The organism is Nonomuraea fuscirosea (genome assembly GCF_003001935.1).
GTDB lineage: Bacteria > Actinomycetota > Actinomycetes > Streptosporangiales > Streptosporangiaceae > Nonomuraea > Nonomuraea fuscirosea.
Window position 1 is genome coordinate 321,462 of sequence record NZ_PVNG01000003.1, and the last position, 22,160, is coordinate 343,621.

Genomic DNA, 22,160 nt, shown 5'->3' on the forward strand with positions numbered 1-22,160 from the left:
GGGTCAGCGTTCCTGCTTGACGCCGTCCTCGGGCAGCTCGACCGGGATCGGCTCGGTGGCCTCCAGGAACACCCACTTCTTGTACGACCAGTAGCGGAAGAGAGTGCCGAGGCCCACGCCGACGATGTTGGCGATGTTGAAGCTGAGCGTGTCGTGCAGGCCGAGGGTGTAGGTGGTGAAGCCGATCGTCAGCATGCCGAACAGCAGTGCGATGCCGTTCAGCAGGAAGAAGAGGAAGTATTCGCGGCCGAGCCCGCTCTGCTCGCGGTGGCGGAACGTCCAGAAGCGGTTGCCCAGGTAGGCGAAGGTGGTGGAGATCGTCGTCGCCACGACCTTCGAGGTCAGGGGCCCGAGGTCGAGCACGCTGTTGCACAGGTTGAGCAGGCTCAGGTCGATGACGAACGCCACCGCCCCGATGCTGCCGAACTTGGCCAGCTCGTGCACGAGGGACGAGAACCGCTGGTAGAGCCGTCTGGCGAAATCCACGTCTCTGCTCGGTCCCTTCCTCGTCGCGCCTGTTCGCCCCAGCGTACCGGCCGGGATGTCGCGCGAGTGTCAGACCGCCGAACATACCGCGCAAAGAACATCTAGCGAAATATCGGCTTATGAAGGGCATAACGGCGGGAGGAGGATTACGCTGCGGGACAGTTCGAGGGCACGCGAACGCTGGGCGGCCGTGCCTTTGCGGCCGGCTGGACGGCCGTACCTGTGAGACGGCTGGACGGCCGTGCCTTCAAGGCGACCCGGAACGGCCGCCCAGCCCCGGCCCGTCACGGAATGCTCCGGGCGGGTCGGGGAAAGCCCATCCGTCCAGGTAAGCTCACCTGGCGTGAGTTCATACAGCCCCATCGGGCCGGTCGTCGGCGTCATCGGCGCGGGCCAGCTGGCCAGAATGTCACAGCCGCCCGCGATCGCGCTCGGCGTCGAGCTGCGGGTGCTGGCCAACAACTCCGAGGAGAGCGCGGCCAGGGTCGTCGTCGACACGCGCATCGGAGACTACCGTGATCTTGGTGATCTGCGCGAGTTCGCCAAGGGCTGCGATGTGATCACGTTCGACCACGAGCACGTGCCCACCGAGCACATCAGGGCCCTGACCGCCAACGGCTATGTCGTGCATCCGGGCGCGGACGCGCTCGTGCACGCCCAGGACAAGGCCGTCATGCGCGAGCGGCTGACCGCGATCGGCGCGCCCTGCCCCGCCTGGGCGCGGGTCCGGTCCGTCGACGACGTCACCGCCTTCGCCGGCGAGCACGGCTGGCCCGTGGTGCTCAAGGCGGTGCGCGGCGGCTACGACGGCCGCGGCGTGTGGGTGTGCCGGTCCCCGGCCGACGTCGTGGAGGCGTTCGCGTCCGGGATCGAGCTCATGGCCGAGGCGTTCGTGCCGTTCGAACGGGAGCTGGCCGTGCTGGTCGCCCGCTCGCCGCACGGTCAGGGCGTGAGTTATCCGGTCGTCGAGACCGTGCAGCAGGACGGCATCTGCGTCGAGGTCATCGCGCCCGCCCCCGGCCTCGACCAGGAGCAGTCGGCCCAGGCCCAGCGCATCGCCCTGACGATCGCCGAGCAGCTCGGGGTGACCGGGCTGCTGGCGGTCGAGATGTTCCAGACCTCCGGCGGGCTGCTGGTCAACGAGCTGGCCATGCGCCCCCACAACAGCGGCCACTGGACCATCGAGGGCTCGACGACGTCGCAGTTCGAGCAGCACCTGCGGGCCGTGCTGGACCTGCCGCTCGGCACGCCCAAGATGACCGCCCAGCACGTCGTCATGGCCAACCTGCTCGGCGGCGACGACCCTGACGTGTTCAAGCGTTACGAGCACGTGCTTGCCCACGATCCGGGCATCAAGCTGCACTTCTACGGCAAGAAGGTGCGTCCGGGCCGCAAGATCGGCCACGTGACCGCCCTCGGCTCCAACCTGGACGAAGTACGCGCCCGCGCCCGCCACGCAGCCGTCCACCTGATGACGGGGGAGTACGTGTGAGCGAGCGCGGCAGCTCAGTAGCAGGGCACGGTGCCGCGAGGGTCGCGGGGCCGGTGAAGGAGGCAGCGTGATCGGCATCGTCATGGGCAGCGACTCCGACTGGCCGGTGATGAAGGCGGCGGCCGAGGCGGTGGCCGAGTTCGGGGTGCCGTTCGAGGCCGACGTGGTCTCGGCCCACCGCATGCCCGAAGAGATGATCGACTACGGCCGGCAGGCCGCATCCCGGGGCGTCCAGGTCATCATCGCGGGCGCGGGCGGTGCCGCCCACCTGCCCGGCATGCTGGCCTCGGTCACGCCGCTGCCGGTCATCGGGGTGCCGGTGCCGCTGAAATACCTGGACGGCATGGACTCCCTGCTGTCGATCGTCCAGATGCCGGCCGGGGTCCCGGTCGCCACCGTGGCGGTCGGCGGAGCCCGTAACGCCGGCCTGCTCGCCGTACGCATCCTGGCGGCCTCCGACGAGGGGCTGCGGGCGCGGATGGAGGAGTTCCAGGAGCGGCTGAAGGAGCAGGCGTACGCCAAGGGCGAGAAAGTGCGCGCGGAGGCCGCCGGCCTCTGAGCGCTTGAGCGCCGACCTCCGAGGCGTCCAGCGCGCAAGCGCCTCTTTATTCCCGGCCTCCGAGGCGGTTAGGGTGCCGGGATGGACGACCTGATCAAGGACCACGCGGCTCGCGTACGCGCTGTGGACCCGCTCGTCGCCGGCCAGGACGAGCTCCACGGCAAGGGCGAGTGGCTGGAAGTACGCGACGCCGTCGGGCTCGCCTCGACGGACCGGCTCGACCCCGACAGCCTGCAGGCCACCTGGTCCCCGCTGGTCGTCCACCGTCTCCAGGCCCGCGTCGCCGGCCCCGACCCCGAGACCGCGCTCGGAGCCGTGCTCGACCGCTGGCTCGCCCGCCGCCGCCCCGACGGCCCTGAGCAGGCGCTGAGCGTGTCATGGCCCAGCCGCGACACCGCCCCCGTCAAGGCACTGGCCCTGCGCGGCTTCATGCCCGTCGCCGCCGTGGCGGCCCGCCGCATCCTGCCGCACACGCCGGCCGCTCCCGTGCCCGATGTCGCCGTACGCCGGGCGAACCAGGACGACCTGGACGTCGTGACCGGCATGTACCGGCGGCTGATCGACTACGACGCCCAGTTCGGCTGGGTCACGGCGCGGGCGTCCACCACGGAGCGGCTGCGGGAGTCGGTGGCCAAGGAGGTGCTGCCGCTGGAGTGGTGCCGGCTCGCCGAGGTGGCCGGCCGGGTGGCGGGCTGCGTCATCGTCCAGCCGCCCACCAGGACCCGCTGGATCTCCTCATCGGTGAACGCCGCGCCGGTGGCGTACCTGGGCACCATGTACGTCGAACCGGCGGCCCGCGGGCACGGCGTGGGGGTGGCGCTCACCGACGCCGCCCACGATCACGCGGCGGCCGAGGGCGTGACGTCCATGGTGCTGCACCACGCGCTGCCGAATCCGCTCTCGACGCCGTTCTGGGCGCGTCGCGGCTATCGTCCCCTCTTCACCCAGTGGATCCGGCACCTGCCGTAGCCACGGAAGCCGGAGGGGTCAGGGACGGCCGAGGGCGCGATAGTGCCAGCCCGCCGACCGCCACATCTCGGAGTTGAGCGCGTTGCGCCCGTCGACGATGCGCCGGGTCGCGACCACGGCCCCCAGTTCCACCGGATCGAGCTGGACGAACTCCTGCCACTCCGTGAGCAGCAGCACCACATGCGCCCCGCGAACCGCCTCCACGGCCGATTCGCCGTAGTTGAGCTCGGGATGCGCCTTACGAGCGTTGTCGAGGGCGATCGGGTCGTACACGGTGACCTGTCCGCCCTGATGCCCGATCGTCACGGCGACGTCGAGGGCGGGCGAGTCGCGGATGTCGTCGGAGTTCGGCTTGAACGCCGCGCCCAGCACGCCCACCGTGCACCCGTGGAAGGAGCCGCCGGCCAGCTCTCTGGCCAGGTCCACCATGCGGGCCCGGCGCCGCATGTTGATGGCGTCCACCTCGCGCAGGAACGTCAGCGCCTGGTCCGCGCCCAGCTCGCCGGCGCGGGCCATGAAGGCCCTGATGTCCTTGGGCAGGCAGCCGCCGCCGAAGCCGAGGCCGGCGTTGAGGTAGCGGCCGCCGATGCGGTCGTCGTACGACAGCGCCTCCGACAGCAGCTCGACGTCGGCGTGCGCGGCCTCGCAGACCTCGGCCATGGCGTTGATGAAGGAGATCTTGGTGGCCAGGAACGCGTTGGCGGCCGTCTTGACCAGCTCGGCCGTGGCGAAGTCGGTGACCACGATCGGCACCTCGCCCAGCGGCTCGTAGATCTCGCGCAACATCTTCTCGGCCCGCTCGCTGCGTACGCCGAACACGATGCGGTCGGGGTGGAGCGTGTCCTGGACGGCGAAGCCCTCGCGCAGGAACTCGGGGTTCCAGGCCAGCTCGGCCTGCCCGCCCGCCGGGGCGAGCCGGGTCAGCTTGTCGGCCATCCGCTCGGCCGTACCCACGGGAACGGTGGACTTGCCGACCACCAGGCACTCGCGATCGAGGAACGGGGCGAGAGACTCGATGGCGTTGTCCATGTAAGTCACGTCTGCGGCATACTCGCCGCGTTTCTGCGGTGTGCCCACGCAGACGAAGTGCACGTCGCCGAAGGCGGCGACCTCCTCGTAGGAGGTGGTGAAGCGGAGCCGGCCCGATTCGAGGCCACGGCGCAGGACGGATTCGAGGCCCGGTTCGTGGATGGGAAGCTCGCCCGCGTTAAGACGGCGGATCTTGTCGGCGTCGATATCGAGGCCCAGGACGTCGAATCCGAGATCAGCCATGCACGCCGCATGAGTGATGCCCAGGTATCCGGTCCCGATCACCGTGAGGCGATATGGCACGAGGAGGCTCCTTTCGATCGCGCAGGCATGTTACCGGCTACCGGCCCTCGCTATCTGCTACGTGCCACCTGCAATTCTCCGCAAACCGTACCCGCTGGTAACGAAATGCTCGGACGTCCTAGTATCTGTGCCATGAGCTTCCCTCTCTATGCGCCCGCCGAAGAGCACGACATGCTCAGGGAGATCGTGCGCGCCCTGGCCGACGAGAAGATCGCGCCGCACGCCGCCGAGATCGACGAGACCGAGGAGTTCTCCTGGGACGTCTACAAGGCGCTCGTGGCGGCGGACATGCACGCCGTACACGTGCCCGAGCAGTACGGGGGCGCCGGGGCGGACGCGCTGGCCACGGTCATCGTCATCGAGGAGGTGGCCCGCGCCTGCGCGTCGTCCTCCCTCATCCCCGCCGTGAACAAACTCGGCACGGTCCCCCTCCTGCTCTCGGCGTCGGAGGAGCTCAAGTCCCGCTACCTCGCGCCGGTGGCACGCGGGGAGGCGATGTTCTCGTACGCGCTGTCGGAGCCGGAGGCGGGCTCGGACGCCGCCGCCATGAAGACGAGAGCGGTGGCCGACGGCGACCACTACGTCCTCAACGGCGTGAAGATGTGGATCACGAACGCGGGCGTCTCCGAGTACTACACCCTGATGGCGGTGACGGACCCGGAGGCCGGCGCGCGCGGCATCTCCGCGTTCGTGGTGGAGAAGTCCGACGAAGGCGTCTCGTTCGGCCCCAAGGAGAAGAAGCTCGGCATCAAGGGCTCACCCACCCGCCAGGTCATCCTCGACAACGTCCGCATCCCGGCCGACCGCATGATCGGCGCGCCCGGCAGCGGCTTCAAGACGGCCCTCGCCACCCTCGACCACACCCGCATCACGATCGCCGCCCAGGCCCTCGGCATCGCCCAGGGCGCCCTCGACTTCGCGATCGGCTACGTCAAGGAACGCAAGCAGTTCGGCCGCCCGGTAGCCGACTTCCAGGGCCTCCAGTTCATGATCGCCGACATGTCCATGAAGCTCGAAGCCGCCCGCCAGCTCACGTACCACGCGGCGGCGAAGTCGGACCGCGCCATGCACGGAGAGCCCCAGAAGGACCTGACCTTCCTGTCCAGCGCCGCGAAGTGCGCCGCTTCGGACGCCGCCATGGAAATCACCACGGACGCGGTGCAGTTGCTGGGCGGGTACGGCTACACCAAGGACTTCCCGGTGGAACGCATGATGCGCGACGCCAAAATCACCCAGATCTACGAGGGCACCAACCAGATCCAGCGCATGGTCATGGCCAGACAACTCCTCAAGTAGCCGCTGACCAGCGACACCCAGGACCGGCCGGGGGGCCGGGGGCTGAAGGCATGGTCATCGCGAGGGGCGCTTCGCGCACAGGGCTCAGGCCGTGTCCATTGGGGGGCACGGCCCCCAAACCCCCAGCTCAAACCACCGCGTCGACCTTAGCCGGGATGCCATCCTTCTAGTCGCCGGAGACAAGGTCAAGGCGAGCCCGCGCGACCCTGCCCGCTGGTAGGAGGAGGCCATGCCGCATGGAGCAGCTGCACGAGACTTACCTGCAAGGACGTGTAGAAGGGGAGGGCCGGCGCTGATGACGACGTTCAAGAAGTGGAATCGCGCCAAGCACGTTGAGCAGGCCGGAGGCGAAGAAGCTCTCGCCGAGACCCGGCACTTGGTCGACGAATCCATTGACGCTCGGCAGCTTGCCCAACGCCGCGAGAGCGCGGCTCTGACGCAGAACGAGTCGCTGTCCTGACGGGTGCGACGAAGGGGAGTGCCTCGCAGATCGTGTGCGGCAAAGTCTGATCCGTTGATGTGGTGGCCACCGCGCTCGCTGCGTCGTTTGACTACCTGAACAGGTCCTGCACCAACGCCCTAGCGGTCACCTGGATGTCCTAACGCTTCAAGCTCGCCGAGCGATTTCCCTGTGTCCCTTCTGCTGCTGCGGCGGAGGTCGGTGAACGTGCCTGGAGGGTGACGGCGGTGGGCGATCAGCTGGTTCTGCTCGGGCTCGGCTTCGTGCTGACGACTGTGCTGGGTGGGATGCTCGGTTACCTCTTCCAGCGGCGTGCCTGGGCGCACCAGTACAAGACCCAGCAGCATGAACGGGAACGCGAGCAGGCGAGCAAGATCTTCGAGGAGGTCAGCAGTCTGCTCGACAGGCGGCTCTACCGGATGCGGCTGGTGTTCTGGGCGGCCAAGCGGCGGGCGGTGGGTGGCGCGGGCGATGGGCTGGCCGAGGCGCGTGAACGTTATCGGGAAGTGTTGCTGATCTGGAACGACAATTTGAATCGCAGTTCGGCGCTCACGCAGGCGTACTTCGGTTCTGGCGCGCGGCAGCGACTTGAAGAGCTTTATGAGGATTACGCGGCCATCGGGCGGGCGCTGGATCAGTTCATGCGTGACCTCGGTGGTGAAGCGGCGCAAGAGAAGGACGCGGCCGTACGGGAATCAAGCGCGGGGTCCCGGCGTGCTGTGCGGATTCCGCCGATCGGACAGCGGCTTGATCAGCTCAGCCATCAGGTTTATCTCCTGAATCTTCACATGCTGCGGCTCTTGCAGAGCGGGCAGCTGGGTCAGGCGGCCCCTGCCGAGCCGATCTCCTCGCCCCGGCGGCGGCTGCTGCAGTTCGGGGATCAGGGGGCGGCCGTGCGACGGCTGCAGTCGGCTCTCGGCCGGAGCGGCGAATCGCCGATCGCCGTCGATGGGCTTTTCGGACGTGCGACCGAACGTGCGTTGCGTGCTTTCCAGGAAGCCCATGGGCTGGTGGCCGATGGCCGGTATGGATTCGCGACCCGTAAGGCGCTGCCCATCGGAGCGGATCTGCCTCTGCTACGCGAGGGCGCGGAAGGCGACATTGTCGGCCGTCTGCAAACCGTGCTGACGGAGTATGCGCCGAACCGCTGGGAGAGCACGCCGGGGAGTGCGGACGGCATCTTCGGCCCCGCCACGGCCAGGGCGGTCGAGGCTTTTCAGGAATGGCGGGGCCTGCTGATCGACGGCGTCGTGGGGCCCAACACTTGGGTTGCTCGCCTGAGCGATGACGGCCCTACCCTGGAGTCGGCCGTGGGCACATCACGCGTCAGTGGTCAGGCGACCCGTACCGAATGAGGCGCATCGATGGCGGCCTTTCGCTGTGGGGCGGCTATTTCGGTGCGCTTACGCCCTGGTCTCACGCCGGTCGCGTCCTGGGCTCATCGCTTGTCCCCCTCGCCTGTTGGTTCTGGAGTCTGTCGGTCAGACGAAACCCTCGGCGACTAGATGATTGCTTCCAAGGGATTGGCTATGGGGCAGGACGTGCGTGGTCTTGGTCGGACGGCTACGAACTGGGCTCCTGTGCCGGCAGCCCGCGCAGCAGTACGTCAAGGAAGAGGTCGAAGCGGGGTGCGTCCGGGCCGATGTCGTGCCCTATCTGCTGGGCTCCGAGCCACTGCACGACGCCCAACCCGAAGATGTGCCAACTCTGCTTGGCCATGTCGTCGGAGACGCCGGCGAGTTCGAACGCCGAGACGACGCGGTCGCGGAGTCGGCCGAAGGCGTGCGGGTTGTGGCGATGCGGCATCGCCACGTGGGCTGCGTAGCCGGGTACGGCGAGGAACTGATCGTGCATCCTCCAGGCGAGGTCAGACAGCCACTCCCGCCAGGTGTCGGCGGTGGGCTCGGCCGTCGGGAGGATGCGTTCGACGACGACCTCGCTGACGAGGTCGAGGAGCTCGTCACGATTGCCCACCCAGCGGTAAAGGGCCGAGTGGGAGACGCCGAGTCGCTCTGCGATGTCGCGCATGGTCACGGTCCGCAGGTCGCAGCCGAGCGCGGCCTCCACGATCTGCTCACGGCTCAGTCGCGCGGGGCGGCCGAGCCTGGGTGTCTTCGCCTTCACGAACCCAGTCTACGAATCCGCCCGGGCCAACTTAGTGACCAATGGTCATAAATAAGTTAGGCTGCCCTTATCTATCTTCGAGGGGAGCAGAAGTGAGTCGAACCACCGACACCGCGCTCACACAATGGCCGTTGGTAGTCGTTGAGGTATCAGCCCTCGATCCCGCAGTCGGCGCCCGCCGCATAGGCGACGTCCTGACGGCCGCCCTGGAGCGTCGCGAACCCTTCGCGGCCGTGCTCACGATGCCCGAGGGCAGGCCGCGCAAGCTCGCTGGCGCTGGCGAGCGGGTGCGGCTGATCAGGACCCTGCAGCCGGGCCTGCGCGACCGGTGCGCCGGTCTCGCCTTCGTCGTCTCGGCCGAGGCACAACAGGCCCACGCCAAGGTGATCAGAGCCGGTGCGAAGCTGTGGGGTTGCCCGACGACCGCCACACACGACCCGGCCGCCGCGCTCGCGTGGGCCCGTCAGCAGCTGGCCGCGCCAGCGCCTCGTACCGAGGAGGAACGCTGATGTGGGTGGTGGCCGGCTTGACCGCCGCGGTCATGTTCGTCGTACGCAAGCTCCGGCGAGGCGGCGCGCGTCGGCCCGCCGGAGGCGGGACGCCGGTGTTGCTGCTCGCGGCTTGCGGCGTGGCGATCGCGCAGACGATCGTGCTCGCCGCACTGACGGTGTTCGCCCGCGAACTCGACGTCTCCGCGACGGGTGCTACCTGGCTTTTGACCGCCTTCATGCTCGCCTCCGCGGTGGCGACGCCGGTGGCGGGGCGGCTCGGTGACCAGTTCGGCCATCGGTGTCTCCTCGTCACCGGTCTCGCCCTACTGCTGGCCGGCTCGGTGGTGGCCGCGGTGAGCACCCCGCTCGGCTCGTACCCCGGAGTCGTGACAGGCCGGGTGCTGCAGGGGCTCTCCGGCGGTGTCTTCCCCTGCGCCTTCGGGCTGGCCCGCCAGACGGTTCCCGCCGAGCGGCTGGGAGGCGTCGTCGCGGCGCTCAGCGCGATGTTCGGCTTCGGTGGGGCGCTCGGCATGGTCGCCGCCGGTCCGCTCGTCGATGTCGCCGGTCCCGCGGTGCTCTTCTGGTTCGTTGCCGTGCTGGCCCTGCTTGCCCTGGCCGGGATGGTCCGCGTGCCCTCACCGTCCACGTCCGCTTCTCCCGCCGGCCAGGTCGACCTGACGGGAGCAGCCCTGCTCGCGGGCACGCTGGTCGCCCTCCTGCTCGCCATCAGCCAGGGCCGCGCATGGGGTTGGTCATCGCCGGGCATCGTCATGCTGTTCGTCGCCGCGGTCGCGCTCGCCGCCGCATTCGGGCTCGTCGAGCGGCGCGTTGCGGCACCGCTGGTCGACCTGCGGCTCCTGATCGGGCCCCGGCTGCTCACCACGAACATCGCCACCCTGGTCGTGGCCGTGGGGATGTTCGCAGCGGTCACCCTCCTTCCGCTGTTCGTCCAGACGCCCACCGCCCTCGGGTACGGCTTCGGCTACTCCCCGGCCCGGACCGGGTTCCTGATGGTCCCGATGGCCGTCTGCATGCTCGTCGCAGCGCCGCTGGCAGCGCGGATCACCCGCTCCCTGGGCGCGAAGGCCGCTTTCCAGGCGGGCGCGGTCCTCGCGGCCATCGCGCTGGGGGGCCTCGCCCTGTTGCACGAGCACATCGCGGAGCTGCTCGTCTGGTGCGCTCTTCTGGGGCTGGCCTACGGCCTTGCCTTCGCCTCGCTCGGCGGCCTGGTCGTCGGGGCCATCGGCCAGGCGGCGACCGGCGCGGCCACGGGGATCAACACCATCCTGCGCACCATCGGCGGCGCTGTCGGCTCTGTGCTCGCCGCCGTCATCGTGTCAGCGGCGACCGGCCCGGGACGACCGCCGGCGGAATCGGGATACACCACCGCGTTCGTCGTCGCCAGCGCGATCGCACTCTGCGCAGCTGCCGTGACCGCCACCCGTGGCGCTGTCAACCCGCAGCCTGGGCGCCAAGTCAACGTGGAGCTCCGCGACAGCCGTTGACTGAACGGCAGGAACAGCCTCTGCTCATCCGCAACTCTTGACATTTGCCCCTGCGCCGCCCTGCGCACAACCTGGCGGCGCAGTGCACCGCTTCGCGCCAGATGTATCCGATTCCGCCAGAGTATTCGGGGGTTGTTCATTGGAGGCGGAAGCACTGGTGCAGCCTGATCTCGACTGCTTGGCCACCGCACTCTACGTGAGAGATCCGACGATCTGCTGCTGGAATCGGCAGAGCTGGCGCCGTGGTGTCCGGCGGTGGGCATCGCGCCGAACGGACGCGGAAGTGATCACGCTGGCGGTGATACAGGCCCTGCTCGGGTTCACCTCCGAGCGGCGGTTCATCCGCCACGCCAGCACCCACCTGCGGCATCTGTTCCCATACCTGCCCAAGGCGCCGGGCTACAACAAGCGGCTGCGCAAGGCCGCCGGGATGATCCAGCAGGTCATCCGGCTGCTCGCGGCGGACACTACGCTGTGGGGCGACAGCGTGTGGGTGGTGGATTCCACCCCGGTGGAGTGTGGCCGCTCCCGCGAGACGGTCAAACGCTCCGACCTGGCCGGCTGGGCCGAGTACGGCTACTGCGCTAGCCACTCCCGATTCTTCTGGGGGCTGCGGCTGCACTTGGTCTGTACCCTGCACGGGCTGCCGGTCGCCTTCGCGCTGACCGGCGCCAAGGCCGACGAGCGCGAGACCCTGCTGGCGATGTTCGAGGTCGAACCCGGCTTGCTCTCCGGACGGGCGGGGCAGACGCTGATCTGCGACAAGAACTACTACGGCCGCGACTTCGAGCGGCACCTGGATGAGCTGGGTCTGCGCCTGCTGCGACCGGCCCGCAAGGGCGAGAACGAACGGCCGGGCACCCAGCTGTTCAAGCTACTGCGGCAGGTCGTCGAATCGATCAACGAGACCTTCAAGGACCAGCTCGACCTGGAACGCCACCGCGGGCGCACGCCCAGCGGCGTGATTGCCCGCGTCCTACAGCGCGTCCTGGCACTGACCGCCGCAATCTGGCACAACGATCACACCGCCCAGCCCGTCAAGCGTGCCCTGACCGCCTATGACCACTGAACTCTTGGAAGCAATCATCTAGCCGTGCGCCGTGTTCGTCGATGACGTGACGCCAGCCTGATCCGCCAGCGATGCGGCTCCAGCTTTCCACGGTCAGTTCGGCCCCGGTCAGCCGATAACTGAAACCGCCGTACATGCCGGGGACGGCGAACCAGCAGGCCGGGTTCGGTTGCTCGGTGAGCGTCTCCAGTTCGGGAAGGCGCAACTGCTGATCGGTGATGAGATCGGCGGCACGTTCGTGAATCAGCGTGTGAAAGTGGCGTTGAATCGAGCTGAGAGTCGCTGCCGGCAGGTGGTGGTGGACCACCGGCGTCAGCGGTGCCAGGAGATGACGGTGTCCTCGGCGGTCGGCGATGTCGATCGCCCGCTCTCCTTGGGCCGTGCGCAGCGTGCGCCAGGCGCCGTACGCGACCAGCCGGTGAGCGATGTCGGCGTCGGCACCGTGCCAGGCGACCTGGTGCAGCGGCGCGTACCCGCTGCCGCCGCCGACTCTGCCGCTGTTGATCCAGGCAGGGTGCGCTTCGAGGAGATCCAGGACCATGGACCAGTCACCGTCACGCGCCGCGTCGGCCAGTTTGTCGCGTCCCTCGATCACCTTGTCGCTGTAAGTCGACCGCAGCGTGACGCCGTCCCATGTGGAAACCTCGTCTTGCCCCATGTGACAGCATTCTGCTCGGTCTCCGGATGTCCATCGAGTTCTGGGGGCCGGACAGTGGGCTGCGGGGGAACTGGTCGGTCAGGGTTGTCGCAGGCTGCGGCGGACACGCTCCAGGTCGGCTTTCGCGGTCTTGGTCAGCGTCTGCTCTGGGCCCATGACGGCCTCGAAGCGTGCGGCCACTCGTTCGTATCCGGTGAGGGCGTCGCCGGAGCGTCCCGCGGCCTCGTACGCGGCGGCCAGGCCGTGCAGCGTGATCAGCGTGTCGGGGTGGTCGGCGCCGATCACCCGTTCCTGGGCGGCCGCGACCACTTCGTACAGGCGGGCGGCCTCGTCGGCGTGGCCGGCTGCCGCGTGTGCCCAGGCCACCCGGCCGCGGATGACCAGAGTGTCAGGACTGTCGGCGCCGAAGAGCCGCTCGTGATCGGCCGCCAGTTGCTCGAACAGGGCGACCGCCCGGTCCGGCTGCCCGGCGTCGACATTCACGTATGCCTGGGAGAAGCGGGCCTGCAGGAGGGTCGGATGGCCGGGGGCGAGCACGCGGGTCTGGTCGGCGACGACCTGGTCCAGGAGCGCCAGCGCCTCGGCGGGCCGGCCGGCCGTGTTGTGGGTGAACGCCAGCCAGGAGCGGGACAGCAGGGTGTCCGGGTGGTCATCGCCCAGGACCCGCGCACGTTCGGACGCGACGTGCTGGAAGAGCTCACATGCCTGCGGTGCCTGATCCGCCGTGTGCGACCGTGCCAGGATGAAGAGGGCGGTGAGTGTGTCCGGATGGTCGGCTCGCAGGAACTTCTCGCGCCCTGAGACGAGACTTTGAGCGATGGGAAAGGCTCGGATGTCGTCATTGAGGTAGATGAGGTGGTAGGCCGCCACCTCCCGTACGCGGAGCACGATCTCGGCAGCCGGCCGGATGTGCGCGGACTCGTCGCCGCCGAACTGCTCCACGGCTTCCCACAGGGCCGTCGCGTGGTCGGCGACGGCCATGATCGTGGGCCATTTCCGCCAGGTGTCCTTCTCGGTGATCTCCTCGACGGCCGCGCGCATCCGCTCAGCGGCCGTCTCGATCAACCGGGCCAGAGTGCGGTCACGCGTGGCCTGTTCGCGTACGGCGCGCCGGATCAGACGGTGGACGGACACGGTGGTGTCGTCGCGGCTGAAGGTCACCAGCGACCGAGCGGCCAACTCGCCCAGTGCCGTCTGTGCCTCCATGCCGAGGAGGTCCAGGCCGACGCCGGAGGTCGACAGCACCGACAGTTCGCCGAGCAGGTGCGCGGACGCCGGATCGATCTCGCCCACCGACCGCATGATCGCCTGCGCGACTCCTCTGGGGTACGGCTCGCCACGAGGCCGCGCCAGGAGCGTCTCGACCGGGGTGGTGCGCAGCCGTACAAGATAGGACGCACAGGACAGGCGGGGAGGGCCGACCAGCGCGGCGGCGGCGATGGCCAGGGCGAGCGGCAGACGATCCAGCTCCTGGGCGAGCGGCAGGAACGCGTCGTGCTCGCTGCCGCCCACCCGCCTGCTGAGGTAGCCGACCGCCTCCTCCTCGGAGAACTGCTCCACCGTGATCAGCGTGGCGAGCCGTTCGAAGGACTGGTCGTTGGTGGTGATCAGTACGCGTGCCCGGCCGTGGGACGGGAGCAGCGACGCGAGCAGGTCGGGGTCCGTCGCGTTGTCGATCACCACGAGGTACGGTTCGCGCCGCTCCTGGAGCCAGGCTCTGACCTTGCGCGTCACGGTCGCCGCATCGTCGCCGTCGCCGCGGATCCGGAGTTCGGCGGCCAGCCGATCCACGGACCCCTGCAGTTGCCCGACGGTTTCCGCGTGCAGCCATGCCACCGGAATGCCCTGGTCGATGCAGGAGCGGGCGTAGGTCGCGGCCAGGTGTGTCTTGCCGACCCCGCGTCCGCCGGCCAGCGCGCACACCGCTGCCGCATGACGCGCGGAGAACACCTCGTCGATGCGCTCGCTCAGGTCCGGACGCGGCTGGAAGGCCTTCGGCTCGCGGGGAACCTCGCCGATCACCGCAGGGGCTGAGCGCCGGTCGTCATCGGGGACGGGCGCCGGGCCGGTGCCCGGCTTCGACTGCCCGGCCCAGATGGCGAGCGGAGTTCCCGGGAGAAGGACGACCAGCCCCACGACGATGCTCGTGGTGTCCAAGGCGAGCCCGCGCGCCACGCAGATCCACCAGGCCAGCACTCCCGCCGTGGACGGGACCACCGCGGCGATCGCGACTCTGAGCCAATGCGGCATCTCCGCCCTTCCTGCACGCGAACGGTTTCGGGTGGTGAGTCGGAACGCCGTACTCGATGAGTGTGGCATGCGGTCGGTGATCTTTACATGGTGGTTTTCAGCGGCGCATCGGCGCTTCTCTGTTCAGCGGGTTGAGGTGTAGGAGGAGACGATCAGCCATAAGGCGCCGGCCGCGATCAGTAAGGCGATGAGCGCGTTTCTTGTTCGGGTGGGGATCACGTTTTCGAGCTGTCCGCGCAGCAGGCTTCTGGTCACATGGACGGTGCCGGTCCAGGAGAAACGTGGACGTGGATGCCAGGCGGCCGATGCGACCAGTGCGGCGGCGAGGAGCAGGCGCCAGGGCGCTGACTGCGTGAGGAGCAGTTCGAGGACGTCCGTGTCGCGGCCGGCGTACGACGCGATGCCGACGAGGACGAACAGGAGAAGGGCCGCGGCGGACAGCGGGTAGCAGGTGATCAAAAGCCAGGGCGGGGTGACGGCATGCGGGCGGCTGGTCCACGGGTCGGGGCCCGGTGAGAGGAAGGCGACGACGAGCCCGTACGCGAGCAGCGTCGCGATGGTGGCGACGGCTGTGAGGGTGGCTCGGCGGGAGCCGTTCATGACCAGGCCGGCCACGATGATCGGCAGCAGGAGAACGCCCCAGAACAGGAGTTCGGTCGGCAGGTCGTCCGGCGCGTACAAACCGAGCCCGTAGGGGCTGGCCAGCGAGTACGGATCCTCGGACTCTTCCGCCGGGTAGAGGTCTTCCACTAAGAGCAGGGGAGCGCAGAACCAGGCGAAGGTCTGCCTGCCGATTCCGAAAGCGGTCAGGATCACCGGCCCGGACGCCGTCAAAACGGCGCTGAAACGCAGCAGCGCCGCTTTCGGGGGTGACGTCTGGGCTTCGGGCTTCTGCTCCTGGGTCATGCCACCTTCTCCTGGAGAAGATCCATCGGAGAAGTGTAGTGATGATGATCTTTGGTGGCTGCCCCCGGCGGCGAAGCGCCGACGGGGGCCATTGTCGGGATCAGAAGTTCAGAAGTTCAGAAGTACGGTGTCCAGCCCGGGTCGAGTGCCTTCCGGCTTTCGAACCTGTTGCCGCCCTTGCCGTTCCAGAGGTGCATCGTGTCGTTGGAGACGGCGGCGATGTCGGTGTGGCCGTCCCGGTTGACGTCGCCGAGTGACATCAGCGTGTTCGCGTACGGAAGCCAGCCGGGCCCCGTCTTCAGCCGGGTGGCGAATTCGTTGCCGCCTTCGCCGTTCCAGATGCAGAGGTCACCGGTGGCCTTTTCCACAGCGGCCAGATCTTCGATGCCGTCGCCGTTGAAGTCGCCGCCGATGGGCCGGGTGTAATTCTTCCAGCCGGGGCCGATCGTGGCCCTCGCGCCGAAAGTGTTGCCGCCCTTGCCGTTCCAGGCATAGAGCGTGTTGCCGGAGACGGCGGCGATGTCGGTGTGGCCGTCGCCGTTGATGTCGCCCACGGACGTCAGCGTGTCCCCGTAGGGGAGCCAGCCGGACCCGGCCCGCACCGGATCGGTGAACGTGTTGCCGCCCTGGCCGTTCCAGACGTACAGCAGGCCTGTGGTTTTGTCGGTGGCGAGCAGGTCGGTGCGCCCGTCGCCGTCGAAGTCGCCGGCGACCGGCCGGTTGTAGGCGGTCCAGTCGCCTCCTACGTGGGTTCTGCCCCAGAAGTCGTTGGCGCCTTTGCCGGTCCAGACGTTCAGCGATCCGGTTTTCGTGGAGAAGATGTCACCCACGCCGTCGGCGTTGAAGTCCGGTGTGTTCGCCGCCGTCATCGCGGCATAGTGGGTCGCGAGTTCCTTGCCCGTGAGCGCGCGGTTGTAGAGGGCGAACTTTCCGACGGCGCCCTTGAACCAGGACTCCTTGCTGCGGGTCCCGACGCGGACGGGTGCCGGTCCCGGTCTGGGTTTGACGATGACCTCGTCCGGTTTGCCAGGGCGGTAGACCAGCTGGGAACTGCTTTTGAGTACGCCGTCGCGGTAGATCCGCACCATGCCGTATTCGCCTTCCGAGGTGTCGAAGGTGAAGGCGACGTGGATCCATTCGTTCACCCGCACGCTCTCCTGGAAACCCGCGCCGGCGCCGTAACCGCCGTCCAGGTTCCAGGCGTATCCGGAAATGCGGTTGGGCCGGTTGTCGTCGGTGACCTTGGAGTACATCCGGCCGGCCCATTCCTGATCGCCGCCCTTCTTCGACTTCGTGCCCTTACCCAGGAAGTAGACATAGCCGGTCTGCTCCTCGTTCGGGAACTGGAGGGTGTGCGGCCTGATCCAGGCTTCCACGGTGAACTTGCCGGTCGTGGAGATGTGGAACTTACCGGAGTCCGGCACCTCGAAGTAGCCGGAAGAGCCGTTGAAGGCCGCGGCGCCGTCCCGGTTGGGCAACTGGACCGAACTGGAGACATTGTGGAAGGTGCCCTTGTAGGCGTTGCCGCTCCAGTCGGTCTCCGTACCGTGGGACGGGTGCGACAGCCGCCAGTAGGCGACGGGTTTGTGTGACAGGACCAGCTTGTCGTAGGCGCTCAGACCTCCGGGCTGGGCGGCCACGGCCTGCCGGGCGTCCGCGACCGCCGGCGCGGGTCCGTGGACGGCCGCGCTCACCGTCACCAGTGCGGTGCTCATCCCCACCGCGAGGGTACGCAGGTGCGCCATGCCGAGCCGTCTCCCCATGACGTGAGTGCCTCGCCTTCTTCGTCCTGTGCCAGGACGGCTCAAGGTAGGAGACCTCGGTATATCGGCGGTATGTGGCTTCAGGGCTGATGGTGCGCGCCCCAGTCCCAGAGTGCTTGCAGAACAGGGCCGAGGCGGCGTCCGTGCGGGGTGAGCGTGTAGTGGACCCGGGGCGGCCAACCGGGGCAACGGCGGCGATCGAGTACGCCGGCGCGCGTCAGGTGCGCCAGCCGTTCGGACAGGACCTTGTCCGACAGCGCAGGCAGGGCATGGCGGAGTTCGGTGAACGTGTGGTCGCCGCGCAGGAATTCGCGGATCACCAGGGTCGTCCAGCGGCCGTGCAGGGCGGCCAGGGTGATCTCCACCGGGCAGGAGGGGGTGGGTTCGGTGACCTTCGCGCGAGGGTCGTCGGGCACTCCCGGCCGGGGAGGGTGACCAACTGTTTGGTGAGTCACGAGGGCGCCTCCTAGCGTTGCCGCGTCTGAGTGATTTCTACCTGCTGGAAAGGTGTGCGGTGATGATGCGGCAACTTGCCGAACGTCCCGAGGACGTGCCCGCGGTGTTCGCCGAGCGGTTCAACAGCGGTGACGCGGAGGCGGTGGCGGAGGTTTATGAGAGCGGTGCGGTGTTCGTCCCGGAACCGGGCACTGGGCTGACGGGACAGGACGCCCGTGCCGCCAACGAGCGATTCCTGGGTCTCGGGCTGCCGATCGACGTCCGGCCGCGACACGTCTACGCCACGGGCGACATCGCCCTGCTGATCGTCGACTGGACGATCGATGGCACGGATGGTGACGGCCACCCCGTGCACATCGAGGGCACCGCCACGGATGTCGCCCGGCGCGGGGAAGATGGGCGCTGGCGCTACGCCGTTGACAACCCGTTCGGCGTGAAACCGCAAGTCGGCGGCCGGCCGGAGTAGTCGTTCGGCCGGGCCGGTGCCGCGCCTAGGCTTCCCGCAGGAGCCGGGTCAGGCGGTCCCAGGCCGGGGAGGAGGCTTCGGGCTGGGACTGCTGGGCGAGCCGGGCGACGGCCGGGTTCTGCACGGGGCGGGTCTCGGAGCGGCTGTGGTGGCGGGCGAACCACTCGCGGGTACGGTCCGCGAGCCCCGGGAGCCGGGGGTCGTCCGGGGACCAGTGGTAGGCGGCGTCGTGGTCGAGGTAGAGCGCGCGGAACTCGGGATCGGCGATGAGCTCGTGCTTCTCGGCGAGCCACACCGCGGCGTCCTCGGGGGAGGCCGTCTGCATGAGGATCCAGCCGTCGCGTTCGAGCTGGATCTGGCGCTCGCTGACGCCGAGGTCGCGCAGGGCGTCGAGGTGGTCGGCGACCTCGGGGGAGACGTAGAGCCGGTCGCCGCCCTGGAGCTGGGCGAGCTGGTCGCGCAGGCGCTCCAGTTGGGCGATGCGGTCCTGGAGGGTCAGGTCGATCTCGGTGACGGCCGCGGCGAGCTCGTCCGGGTCGGCGTCGAGGAGGTTCTTGATGCGGGCCAGCGGTACACCCGCGTGGGCCAGGGTTCTGATCTTGACGAGGTCGATGGCCTCCTTGGCGGTGTAGCGCCGGTAGCCGGAGGAGTCGCGGCCGGGCTCGGTGAGCAGGCCGCGCTCGTGATAGTGACGGATGGCCTTGGTGGTCACCCCGGCGTAGTTCGCCAACTGGCCGATCGTGAACATGCCGGGCATCCTTCCATTCATCAGGCGGTTTTCTGAACGGGTCGGGTGCGGTGGGTCAGGTGCGGCGGGTGAGGCGGCCGCCGGCGTTGCGGAAGCGGGCCCGGCCGTCGCTGACGTCGTGGTACGAGACGAGCAGCAGCCTCAGGTAGCCGTCGAACACCTCCATCGGGTACCCCTCCGGTGCGAACAGGCCGGGACGGATCGGGACGTAGCGCTGCGGCGGTGCGGAGGTCGTGCCGCCGGCGAACGCGGTGAAGATCCGCTCCTGCGACTCGTCCGCCGGTTCGTAGGTCGTCCGCTCCTCCAACCGGCCGTCCACGATGCTGACGTCGATGCGGAGCTGGTCGGAGCGGTACGTGCCCACGTACGGAGTCAGGTCGACGTCCTCGCGCACGCCGGTGATCAGCGTGGGCAGCGCGACGCCGAGGTGGTCGGTCAGCAGCCAGCGCAGCAGCCGGTCCTGCACCATGAGCGCTCCCGGGGTGTTGCCGAAGGCGGTGAAGACGAGGTCGTGCTCGGGCACGACGCACAGGAGGGACACCCCGCCGGGTGACGCGCCGGACATGGCCAGCACCGTCGTGTCGCCGAAGGGATAGAGCACCCAGCCCATTCCTATCGGCGGCACGTTCGGGCTGTCCATGTCGTACGAGACCCGCTGCATCAGCGCGGCCGACTCGGCGGACAGGACGCGCGCACCCGATGGGGAGACGCCGCCCGCGAGGTGGGTGCGGCCGAAGGCGAGCAGGTCGGCGACGGTGCCGATCGGGGTGCCGCCGGCCGGCCCCCAGGTCTCGGGCAGCGTGAACATGGTCGTCGGCCGCAGCAGCATGGTCTCGGGGTCGGGGAAGTGGCCGACGGCCGTGCTGCGCAGGATGGCCTGCTCGGCCGACGTGCTGGAGTCCGTCATGCCGACGGGCGCGTAGACGTCACGTGCGAGCAGTTCGGCGAAGGGCAGGCCGGTCACCACCTCCAGCAGGCGGCCGGCGAGGATCATGCCGCCGTTGGAGTAGCTGAGCTGCTCGCCCGGCTCGAACAGGATGCCGCACCCGCCGGCCAGGCCGTCCACGTACGTCTTCAGCGCGTCGCGGCCCTTGGCGTCGGGGAAGTACAGGTCCGCGTCGATGCCGTTGGTGTGCGAGAGCAGGTGCCGGACCAGGATCTTGTCCGCCGCGCCCGGCACGGTCAGGGCGAACTCGGGCAGATAGGCGACCACCGGCGTGTCGAGGTTCAGCCGCCCGCGCTCGACCTGCTGCAGGACCAGTGTGGTGGTGAGGACCTTGGTGACCGAGCCGAAGAGGAAGCCGGTGTGCTCCAGCATGGGCGCGCCGGTGGTGAGGTTGGCGGTGCCGTGGGCGACGATGATCTGTTCGCCGGCGTGGTGGACGCCGGACACGAAGCCGGGCACCTCGCCGGACTCGCAGGCGGTGGCGATCTGCTCGCGGAAGTGGGTCTCGACGGTGTGGAGCGCGTTGGTGTTCATGTGGAGCATCGTCGAGGCTTGCCCCAGGGGCAAGGTCAAGGGTCCGATCGGGAACGGATCCGCCGTCGTCCCCGGTGCCGTCGCCGGGTCCCCGATACGGTGGGATTCGTGTCATGGACCCTCGAAACGCCCGACGGCAGGTCGCTGAGGGTCAACGCCTGGAACTGGCGGCCGACCCTGGAGCTGCTGGAACAGGCCCGCGTACTGGACGAGGAGACGCTGGAACTGCTCGGCTACAACATCCTGGTGGAGCTGAGCGGGGCGGACGCCCGGCGGATCGCCGTCTTCCTCGACGGTTACCTGCCGGCCGTGCCCGGTGAGGGACGGGTGCTGCTCGACGGGACGGTCACCACGGAACCCGACACCTTCGAATTCCACCGCGACGACCTCGGCCGCAACTACTCGGCCACGGCCCAATGGCTGACCCGGTTCAGGGATTTCTGCCGGGACGCGCCGGACGGCTTCTCCTGCTCCTGACCAGCCCTCGCGCCCTTTCACGCTGGCGAAGCGGGTGGTCCGGATCAGAGCCGGGGCGCACCCGCGACGACGTCCAGCACGTTGCGCGGGTTGGTGCCTGAGGGTGCCGAGCAGGCGCATGCCGTCGTTCACCCGGCGCCAGCGGTAGGTCCGCGTCACCCCTCGGGGTGCTTCTCATCGCGCAGGTGGGCGATCGTGACGCCGTCCATGGCGACGCAGCTGTTGACGGCGTACCGGACGAAACCTTCTTCGCGGACGCGGACGCGGACACGGACGCTCTTGGAGGCAGGGGCCGCTACGCGGTGAAACGCGCGGCGTGTTCGGCGGCCCACTGGGCGAACGTGCGGGCCGGCCGGCCGGTCACCCGTTCGACGGTGTCCACGACGGTCTTGGACTCCTCGCTGGCGGCGGCGTGCCAGCCGATCACGTACTCGGCGTCCGCCCGCGACACGCCGCCGGCCACCAGCCGGTTCACCGCCCGCTCGGGCGTGATGGGCACGAACGCCAGGTCGCGGCCGATCGCCCGCCCCAGGATCGCGACCCGTTCGCTCGTGCTCAACGCCTCGGGGCCGGTGAGGTTGTAGGCGCGGCCCGCGTGGCCGTCGTCGAGCAGCGCGACGGCCGCCACCGCGCCGATGTCGGCCTCGTGGACGAGCGCGCCGGGATGGTCGTACGGCTCGCGGACGACCCCCTCGGCGCGGATCGAGTCGGCCCAGGTCAGGGCGTTCGACATGAACTCCTGTGGTTCGAGGCGGGTCCATCGCACGCCCGACTCGGCCACGGCCTGCTCGGCGGGGCCCACGTAACCGCCCCACACCACGGTGATCCGGTCCACGCCCGCGTCGACCGCCCGCCGGACCAGCTCGGGCGCGGCCTCGGCGAGGCCCGCCGTCACCGTGACGTGCAACCGGCTGACGCCGTCGAGGGCGGCGCCCAGCTCCGCCGGCGCGGTGTGCGTGCCGGCGACGACCTCCACCCCGTCGGGGAAGCTCGCCCTGGCCGGATCGCGGGTCAGCGCCCGTACATGCTCTCCCCGGCGGACCAGCTCCGCCACGACGTGCCTGCCGGTGTTCCCCGTGGCACCCGTCACCAGTGTCGTCATCGTCCTGCTCCTTTCGTCACCAGCGACGTTAGGAACTCAACTGAACTTGAGGTCAAGCGCGGCGGGTTCCC

Annotated in this window: 21 protein-coding genes and 1 pseudogene; 11 read left to right on the forward strand and 11 right to left on the reverse strand. The window is 69.1% G+C overall.

Going from position 1 to position 22,160, the window contains the following annotated elements:
• Positions 1-3: 3 nt before the first annotated feature.
• Positions 4-486 (reverse strand): GtrA family protein, encoded by a 483-nt coding sequence (locus B0I32_RS08550; RefSeq protein WP_106236549.1) that lies wholly within the window; start codon positions 484-486, stop codon positions 4-6.
• A gap of 343 nt (positions 487-829) precedes the next feature.
• Between B0I32_RS08550 and B0I32_RS08555 the strand changes: the two genes are divergently transcribed.
• The 3 genes from B0I32_RS08555 (at position 830) to B0I32_RS08565 (ending at position 3,506) form a co-directional block, all read left to right on the forward strand.
• Positions 830-1,978, forward strand: a complete 1,149-nt coding sequence (locus B0I32_RS08555; protein ID WP_106236551.1) for a 5-(carboxyamino)imidazole ribonucleotide synthase — start codon at positions 830-832, stop codon at positions 1,976-1,978.
• An 82-nt stretch (positions 1,979-2,060) separates the two neighbouring features.
• On the forward strand, positions 2,061-2,537 hold the full coding sequence (purE, locus tag B0I32_RS08560) for a 5-(carboxyamino)imidazole ribonucleotide mutase (RefSeq protein ID WP_106237043.1): 477 nt from the start codon (positions 2,061-2,063) through the stop codon (positions 2,535-2,537).
• Positions 2,538-2,618: 81 nt separating this feature from the next.
• Positions 2,619-3,506, forward strand: a complete 888-nt coding sequence (locus tag B0I32_RS08565; protein ID WP_106236553.1) for a GNAT family N-acetyltransferase — start codon at positions 2,619-2,621, stop codon at positions 3,504-3,506.
• 18 nt (positions 3,507-3,524) lie between these two features.
• On the opposite strand, the gene B0I32_RS08570 is transcribed toward B0I32_RS08565, so the two are convergent.
• Positions 3,525-4,838: a UDP-glucose dehydrogenase family protein gene (locus tag B0I32_RS08570; protein WP_106236555.1), complete on the reverse strand. Its 1,314-nt coding sequence runs from the start codon at positions 4,836-4,838 to the stop codon at positions 3,525-3,527.
• A gap of 132 nt (positions 4,839-4,970) precedes the next feature.
• On the opposite strand from B0I32_RS08570, the gene B0I32_RS08575 reads away from it, so the two are divergent.
• The 3 genes from B0I32_RS08575 to B0I32_RS08580 all read left to right on the forward strand — a co-directional run bounded on the left by B0I32_RS08575 (position 4,971) and on the right by B0I32_RS08580 (position 7,949).
• Positions 4,971-6,134, forward strand: a complete 1,164-nt coding sequence (locus tag B0I32_RS08575; RefSeq protein ID WP_106236556.1) for an acyl-CoA dehydrogenase family protein — start codon at positions 4,971-4,973, stop codon at positions 6,132-6,134.
• A gap of 295 nt (positions 6,135-6,429) precedes the next feature.
• Entirely contained in the window at positions 6,430-6,594 is a 165-nt protein-coding gene (locus tag B0I32_RS57530; RefSeq protein WP_181307168.1) for a hypothetical protein, read from the forward strand.
• Positions 6,595-6,821: 227 nt separating this feature from the next.
• On the forward strand, positions 6,822-7,949 hold the full coding sequence (locus tag B0I32_RS08580) for a peptidoglycan-binding domain-containing protein (RefSeq protein ID WP_146178088.1): 1,128 nt from the start codon (positions 6,822-6,824) through the stop codon (positions 7,947-7,949).
• A 208-nt stretch (positions 7,950-8,157) separates the two neighbouring features.
• On the opposite strand, the gene B0I32_RS08585 is transcribed toward B0I32_RS08580, so the two are convergent.
• A complete protein-coding gene (locus B0I32_RS08585) occupies positions 8,158-8,718 on the reverse strand; it encodes a TetR/AcrR family transcriptional regulator (protein WP_219911697.1) in 561 nt (186 codons plus the stop codon).
• Between the two features lie 131 nt (positions 8,719-8,849).
• Here B0I32_RS08585 and B0I32_RS08590 point away from each other — a divergent pair, with 131 nt between their 5' ends.
• The 3 genes and pseudogenes from B0I32_RS08590 to B0I32_RS08600 all read left to right on the forward strand — a co-directional run bounded on the left by B0I32_RS08590 (position 8,850) and on the right by B0I32_RS08600 (position 11,783).
• Positions 8,850-9,227, forward strand: coding sequence for a hypothetical protein (locus tag B0I32_RS08590; RefSeq protein ID WP_106236560.1), 378 nt, complete (start codon positions 8,850-8,852; stop codon positions 9,225-9,227).
• Complete coding sequence (locus tag B0I32_RS08595; protein WP_106236561.1) at positions 9,227-10,714, forward strand: MFS transporter; 1,488 nt, start codon at positions 9,227-9,229, stop codon at positions 10,712-10,714. The genes B0I32_RS08590 and B0I32_RS08595 overlap by 1 nt, the downstream gene beginning before the upstream one ends.
• A gap of 157 nt (positions 10,715-10,871) precedes the next feature.
• Positions 10,872-11,783 (forward strand): annotated as a pseudogene (locus B0I32_RS08600) (IS982 family transposase).
• Here B0I32_RS08600 and B0I32_RS08605 read toward each other — a convergent pair.
• From B0I32_RS08605 to B0I32_RS08625, 5 genes are all read right to left on the reverse strand, one after another.
• The gene (locus B0I32_RS08605) at positions 11,752-12,441 is read right to left on the reverse strand and encodes an ankyrin repeat domain-containing protein (protein ID WP_106236563.1); all 690 of its coding nucleotides are present in this window, start codon (positions 12,439-12,441) and stop codon (positions 11,752-11,754) included. The pseudogene B0I32_RS08600 and the gene B0I32_RS08605 sit on opposite strands and share 32 nt — an antisense overlap.
• Before the next feature lie 78 nt (positions 12,442-12,519).
• A complete protein-coding gene (locus B0I32_RS08610) occupies positions 12,520-14,691 on the reverse strand; it encodes a tetratricopeptide repeat protein (protein ID WP_106236565.1) in 2,172 nt (723 codons plus the stop codon).
• A 123-nt stretch (positions 14,692-14,814) separates the two neighbouring features.
• Positions 14,815-15,597: a hypothetical protein gene (locus tag B0I32_RS08615; protein ID WP_106236566.1), complete on the reverse strand. Its 783-nt coding sequence runs from the start codon at positions 15,595-15,597 to the stop codon at positions 14,815-14,817.
• A 116-nt stretch (positions 15,598-15,713) separates the two neighbouring features.
• The gene (locus B0I32_RS08620) at positions 15,714-17,360 is read right to left on the reverse strand and encodes an FG-GAP-like repeat-containing protein (RefSeq protein ID WP_106236568.1); all 1,647 of its coding nucleotides are present in this window, start codon (positions 17,358-17,360) and stop codon (positions 15,714-15,716) included.
• An 80-nt stretch (positions 17,361-17,440) separates the two neighbouring features.
• The gene (locus B0I32_RS08625) at positions 17,441-17,776 is read right to left on the reverse strand and encodes a winged helix-turn-helix transcriptional regulator (RefSeq protein WP_245955682.1); all 336 of its coding nucleotides are present in this window, start codon (positions 17,774-17,776) and stop codon (positions 17,441-17,443) included.
• Between the two features lie 56 nt (positions 17,777-17,832).
• On the opposite strand from B0I32_RS08625, the gene B0I32_RS08630 reads away from it, so the two are divergent.
• Positions 17,833-18,282, forward strand: a complete 450-nt coding sequence (locus B0I32_RS08630) for a YybH family protein (RefSeq protein ID WP_245955683.1) — start codon at positions 17,833-17,835, stop codon at positions 18,280-18,282.
• A 25-nt stretch (positions 18,283-18,307) separates the two neighbouring features.
• Here B0I32_RS08630 and B0I32_RS08635 read toward each other — a convergent pair whose 3' ends face one another.
• Both B0I32_RS08635 and B0I32_RS08640 read right to left on the reverse strand, forming a co-directional pair.
• Entirely contained in the window at positions 18,308-19,030 is a 723-nt protein-coding gene (locus tag B0I32_RS08635; RefSeq protein WP_106237046.1) for a MerR family transcriptional regulator, read from the reverse strand.
• A 55-nt stretch (positions 19,031-19,085) separates the two neighbouring features.
• The gene (locus B0I32_RS08640; protein WP_219911698.1) at positions 19,086-20,510 is read right to left on the reverse strand and encodes a serine hydrolase domain-containing protein; all 1,425 of its coding nucleotides are present in this window, start codon (positions 20,508-20,510) and stop codon (positions 19,086-19,088) included.
• Positions 20,511-20,618: 108 nt separating this feature from the next.
• Between B0I32_RS08640 and B0I32_RS08645 the strand changes: the two genes are divergently transcribed.
• Positions 20,619-20,987: a hypothetical protein gene (locus B0I32_RS08645; RefSeq protein WP_146178089.1), complete on the forward strand. Its 369-nt coding sequence runs from the start codon at positions 20,619-20,621 to the stop codon at positions 20,985-20,987.
• 295 nt (positions 20,988-21,282) lie between these two features.
• Here B0I32_RS08645 and B0I32_RS08650 read toward each other — a convergent pair whose 3' ends face one another.
• On the reverse strand, positions 21,283-22,089 hold the full coding sequence (locus B0I32_RS08650; RefSeq protein WP_106236576.1) for an NmrA family NAD(P)-binding protein: 807 nt from the start codon (positions 22,087-22,089) through the stop codon (positions 21,283-21,285).
• Positions 22,090-22,160 lie beyond the last annotated feature (71 nt).